The sequence below is a fragment of the Pseudomonas morbosilactucae genome, from assembly GCF_023241665.1.
In the GTDB taxonomy this organism is placed as follows: Bacteria; Pseudomonadota; Gammaproteobacteria; order Pseudomonadales; family Pseudomonadaceae; genus Aquipseudomonas; species Aquipseudomonas morbosilactucae.
Genome location: NZ_JALQCX010000075.1, coordinates 1 through 5318, shown reverse-complemented (window position 1 = coordinate 5318; position 5318 = coordinate 1). Strand labels below are relative to the sequence as shown.

The 5318-nt window shown below is 51.2% G+C and carries 2 tRNA genes and 2 rRNA genes; all 4 read left to right on the top strand.

Annotation, left to right across the window (positions count from 1 at the left end):
- The first annotated feature begins 307 nt into the window (after nucleotides 1-307).
- The 4 genes from M1B35_RS30120 (at nucleotide 308) to M1B35_RS30105 (ending at nucleotide 5249) form a co-directional block, all read left to right on the top strand.
- Nucleotides 308-1844, top strand: a 16S ribosomal RNA gene (locus M1B35_RS30120).
- Between the two features lie 82 nt (nucleotides 1845-1926).
- Nucleotides 1927-2003 (top strand) — tRNA-Ile (locus M1B35_RS30115).
- Nucleotides 2004-2033: 30 nt separating this feature from the next.
- A tRNA-Ala gene (locus M1B35_RS30110) sits at nucleotides 2034-2109 on the top strand.
- A gap of 248 nt (nucleotides 2110-2357) precedes the next feature.
- Nucleotides 2358-5249 (top strand): 23S ribosomal RNA (locus M1B35_RS30105).
- Together the 16S and 23S rRNA genes with 2 tRNA genes alongside form the textbook arrangement of a ribosomal RNA operon.
- Nucleotides 5250-5318: the final 69 nt, after the last annotated feature.

The following is a 5318-nucleotide window of genomic DNA, read 5'->3' as shown; positions in this document are numbered from 1 at the left end:
TTCGCCTCCCGCTAACGAGTGATCGGAAGCGCAAGTGGTTGAAGTTGTTAAGGAAATCCTTGAAAACTTCTGAAAATAATCACTTGACAGCAAATGAGGCTGCTGTAGAATGCGCGCCTCGGTTGAGACGAAAGATCTTAACCAACCGCTCTTTAACAACTGAATCAAGCAATTCGTGTGGGTGCTTGTGGAGTCAGACTGGCAGTCAACAGATTATCAGCATCACAAGTTACTCCGCGAGAAATCAAAGATGTAACCAACGATTGCTGAGCCAAGTTTAGGGTTTTCTCAAAACCCAAAGATGTTTGAACTGAAGAGTTTGATCATGGCTCAGATTGAACGCTGGCGGCAGGCCTAACACATGCAAGTCGAGCGGTAGAGAGAAGCTTGCTTCTCTTGAGAGCGGCGGACGGGTGAGTAATGCCTAGGAATCTGCCTGGTAGTGGGGGATAACGTTCGGAAACGAACGCTAATACCGCATACGTCCTACGGGAGAAAGCAGGGGACCTTCGGGCCTTGCGCTATCAGATGAGCCTAGGTCGGATTAGCTAGTTGGTGAGGTAATGGCTCACCAAGGCGACGATCCGTAACTGGTCTGAGAGGATGATCAGTCACACTGGAACTGAGACACGGTCCAGACTCCTACGGGAGGCAGCAGTGGGGAATATTGGACAATGGGCGAAAGCCTGATCCAGCCATGCCGCGTGTGTGAAGAAGGTCTTCGGATTGTAAAGCACTTTAAGTTGGGAGGAAGGGCAGTTACCTAATACGTGATTGTTTTGACGTTACCGACAGAATAAGCACCGGCTAACTCTGTGCCAGCAGCCGCGGTAATACAGAGGGTGCAAGCGTTAATCGGAATTACTGGGCGTAAAGCGCGCGTAGGTGGTTTGTTAAGTTGAATGTGAAATCCCCGGGCTCAACCTGGGAACTGCATCCAAAACTGGCAAGCTAGAGTATGGTAGAGGGTGGTGGAATTTCCTGTGTAGCGGTGAAATGCGTAGATATAGGAAGGAACACCAGTGGCGAAGGCGACCACCTGGACTGATACTGACACTGAGGTGCGAAAGCGTGGGGAGCAAACAGGATTAGATACCCTGGTAGTCCACGCCGTAAACGATGTCAACTAGCCGTTGGGAGCCTTGAGCTCTTAGTGGCGCAGCTAACGCATTAAGTTGACCGCCTGGGGAGTACGGCCGCAAGGTTAAAACTCAAATGAATTGACGGGGGCCCGCACAAGCGGTGGAGCATGTGGTTTAATTCGAAGCAACGCGAAGAACCTTACCAGGCCTTGACATCCAATGAACTTTCTAGAGATAGATTGGTGCCTTCGGGAACATTGAGACAGGTGCTGCATGGCTGTCGTCAGCTCGTGTCGTGAGATGTTGGGTTAAGTCCCGTAACGAGCGCAACCCTTGTCCTTAGTTACCAGCACGTAATGGTGGGCACTCTAAGGAGACTGCCGGTGACAAACCGGAGGAAGGTGGGGATGACGTCAAGTCATCATGGCCCTTACGGCCTGGGCTACACACGTGCTACAATGGTCGGTACAAAGGGTTGCCAAGCCGCGAGGTGGAGCTAATCCCATAAAACCGATCGTAGTCCGGATCGCAGTCTGCAACTCGACTGCGTGAAGTCGGAATCGCTAGTAATCGCGAATCAGAATGTCGCGGTGAATACGTTCCCGGGCCTTGTACACACCGCCCGTCACACCATGGGAGTGGGTTGCACCAGAAGTAGCTAGTCTAACCTTCGGGGGGACGGTTACCACGGTGTGATTCATGACTGGGGTGAAGTCGTAACAAGGTAGCCGTAGGGGAACCTGCGGCTGGATCACCTCCTTAATCGACGACATCAGCTGCTCCATAAGCTCCCACACGAATTGCTTGATTCATTGAAGAAGACGATAAGAAGCAGCCCGAAATTGGGTCTGTAGCTCAGTTGGTTAGAGCGCACCCCTGATAAGGGTGAGGTCGGCAGTTCGAATCTGCCCAGACCCACCAATTTTGTGTGGGAAACGCCTGTAGAAATACGGGGCCATAGCTCAGCTGGGAGAGCGCCTGCCTTGCACGCAGGAGGTCAGCGGTTCGATCCCGCTTGGCTCCACCACTACTGCTTCTGCGTTTAAAGCTTAGAAATGAGCATTCCATTGTTGTGATGGTGAATGTTGATTTCTAGTCTTTTGATTAGATCGTTCTTTAAAAATTTGGGTATGTGATAGAAAGATAGACTGAACGTTACTTTCACTGGTAACGGATCAGGCTAAGGTAAAATTTGTGAGTTACTCTTAATTGAGTATTATCGAATTTTCGGCGAATGTCGTCTTCATAGTATAACCAGATTGCTTGGGGTTATATGGTCAAGTGAAGAAGCGCATACGGTGGATGCCTTGGCAGTCAGAGGCGATGAAAGACGTGGTAGCCTGCGAAAAGCTTCGGGGAGTCGGCAAACAGACTTTGATCCGGAGATGTCTGAATGGGGGAACCCAGCCATCATAAGATGGTTATCTTGTACTGAATACATAGGTGCAAGAGGCGAACCAGGGGAACTGAAACATCTAAGTACCCTGAGGAAAAGAAATCAACCGAGATTCCCTTAGTAGTGGCGAGCGAACGGGGACTAGCCCTTAAGTGGCTTTGAGATTAGCGGAACGCTCTGGAAAGTGCGGCCATAGTGGGTGATAGCCCTGTACGCGAAAATCTCTTAGTCATGAAATCGAGTAGGACGGGGCACGAGAAACCTTGTCTGAATATGGGGGGACCATCCTCCAAGGCTAAATACTACTGACTGACCGATAGTGAACTAGTACCGTGAGGGAAAGGCGAAAAGAACCCCGGAGAGGGGAGTGAAATAGATCCTGAAACCGTATGCGTACAAGCAGTGGGAGCAGACTTTGTTCTGTGACTGCGTACCTTTTGTATAATGGGTCAGCGACTTATTTTCAGTGGCGAGCTTAACCGAATAGGGGAGGCGTAGCGAAAGCGAGTCTTAATAGGGCGTCTAGTCGCTGGGAATAGACCCGAAACCGGGCGATCTATCCATGGGCAGGTTGAAGGTTGGGTAACACTAACTGGAGGACCGAACCGACTACCGTTGAAAAGTTAGCGGATGACCTGTGGATCGGAGTGAAAGGCTAATCAAGCTCGGAGATAGCTGGTTCTCCTCGAAAGCTATTTAGGTAGCGCCTCATGTATCACTGTAGGGGGTAGAGCACTGTTTCGGCTAGGGGGTCATCCCGACTTACCAAACCGATGCAAACTCCGAATACCTACAAGTGCCGAGCATGGGAGACACACGGCGGGTGCTAACGTCCGTCGTGAAAAGGGAAACAACCCAGACCGTCAGCTAAGGTCCCAAAGTTATGGTTAAGTGGGAAACGATGTGGGAAGGCTTAGACAGCTAGGAGGTTGGCTTAGAAGCAGCCACCCTTTAAAGAAAGCGTAATAGCTCACTAGTCGAGTCGGCCTGCGCGGAAGATGTAACGGGGCTCAAACCATACACCGAAGCTACGGGTATCACGTAAGTGATGCGGTAGAGGAGCGTTCTGTAAGCCTGTGAAGGTGAGTTGAGAAGCTTGCTGGAGGTATCAGAAGTGCGAATGCTGACATGAGTAACGACAATGGGTGTGAAAAACACCCACGCCGAAAGACCAAGGTTTCCTGCGCAACGTTAATCGACGCAGGGTTAGTCGGTCCCTAAGGCGAGGCTGAAAAGCGTAGTCGATGGAAAACAGGTTAATATTCCTGTACTTCTAGTTATTGCGATGGAGGGACGGAGAAGGCTAGGCCAGCTTGGCGTTGGTTGTCCAAGTTTAAGGTGGTAGGCTGGAATCTTAGGTAAATCCGGGATTCTAAGGCCGAGAGCTGATGACGAGTTACCTTTTAGGTGACGAAGTGGTTGATGCCATGCTTCCAAGAAAAGCTTCTAAGCTTCAGATAACTAGGAACCGTACCCCAAACCGACACAGGTGGTTGGGTAGAGAATACCAAGGCGCTTGAGAGAACTCGGGTGAAGGAACTAGGCAAAATGGCACCGTAACTTCGGGAGAAGGTGCGCCGGTGAGGGTGAAGGACTTGCTCCGTAAGCTCATGCCGGTCGAAGATACCAGGCCGCTGCGACTGTTTATTAAAAACACAGCACTCTGCAAACACGAAAGTGGACGTATAGGGTGTGACGCCTGCCCGGTGCCGGAAGGTTAATTGATGGGGTTAGCTAACGCGAAGCTCTTGATCGAAGCCCCGGTAAACGGCGGCCGTAACTATAACGGTCCTAAGGTAGCGAAATTCCTTGTCGGGTAAGTTCCGACCTGCACGAATGGCGTAACGATGGCGGCGCTGTCTCCACCCGAGACTCAGTGAAATTGAAATCGCTGTGAAGATGCAGTGTATCCGCGGCTAGACGGAAAGACCCCGTGAACCTTTACTATAGCTTTGCACTGGACTTTGAATTTGCTTGTGTAGGATAGGTGGGAGGCTTTGAAGCGTGGACGCCAGTTCGCGTGGAGCCATCCTTGAAATACCACCCTGGCAACTTTGAGGTTCTAACTCAGGTCCGTTATCCGGATCGAGGACAGTGTATGGTGGGTAGTTTGACTGGGGCGGTCTCCTCCTAAAGAGTAACGGAGGAGTACGAAGGTGCGCTCAGACCGGTCGGAAATCGGTCGTAGAGTATAAAGGCAAAAGCGCGCTTGACTGCGAGACAGACACGTCGAGCAGGTACGAAAGTAGGTCTTAGTGATCCGGTGGTTCTGTATGGAAGGGCCATCGCTCAACGGATAAAAGGTACTCCGGGGATAACAGGCTGATACCGCCCAAGAGTTCATATCGACGGCGGTGTTTGGCACCTCGATGTCGGCTCATCACATCCTGGGGCTGAAGCCGGTCCCAAGGGTATGGCTGTTCGCCATTTAAAGTGGTACGCGAGCTGGGTTTAGAACGTCGTGAGACAGTTCGGTCCCTATCTGCCGTGGACGTTTGAGATTTGAGAGGGGCTGCTCCTAGTACGAGAGGACCGGAGTGGACGAACCTCTGGTGTTCCGGTTGTCACGCCAGTGGCATTGCCGGGTAGCTATGTTCGGAAAAGATAACCGCTGAAAGCATCTAAGCGGGAAACTTGCCTCAAGATGAGATCTCACTGGAACCTTGAGTTCCCTGAAGGGCCGTCGAAGACTACGACGTTGATAGGTTGGGTGTGTAAGCGCTGTGAGGCGTTGAGCTAACCAATACTAATTGCCCGTGAGGCTTGACCATATAACACCCAAGCAATTTGCTTAAGAAGCGAGTTGCGGTGTGTGAAGACGAAACGAACCGAAAGTTCGA